At 59.3% G+C, this 280-nt stretch carries 1 protein-coding gene; it reads right to left on the bottom strand.

Features of this window, described 5'->3' with window-relative positions:
- Positions 1–51: 51 nt before the first annotated feature.
- The coding region (locus B3520_RS05425) for an acyl-CoA dehydrogenase domain-containing protein (protein ID WP_286875581.1) at positions 52–280 on the bottom strand (229 nt) is incomplete at its 5' end.

The following is a 280-nucleotide window of genomic DNA, read 5'->3' on the forward strand; positions in this document are numbered from 1 at the left end:
CGGAGCGAAGCGCATCCGCCGCATGTAATCCACGAAACCTGCTTCGAGTTCCTAAAGCTTATCGAACGCGTCGGTGAGCAGGCAATCGTAGCGTTTTGCATCGTACTCTTTGAGCCGGGCGATATCCTCGTTGCGGATCAGGCCTTTCGTGGCGGCGTCCTCCAGGCGCTCATCCAGAGTTTCCCCGGTCAGCTCCCCTTTCGCCTGGGCGCGAACAAAGGTGCTCCAGGTGGGCTCCAGTGAGAGCAACATCTGGTAGGTGGTTTCCACCCGGCCAATG

This window comes from Marinimicrobium sp. UBA4509 (assembly GCF_002388575.1).
Classification (GTDB): domain Bacteria; phylum Pseudomonadota; class Gammaproteobacteria; order Pseudomonadales; family Cellvibrionaceae; genus Marinimicrobium; species Marinimicrobium koreense.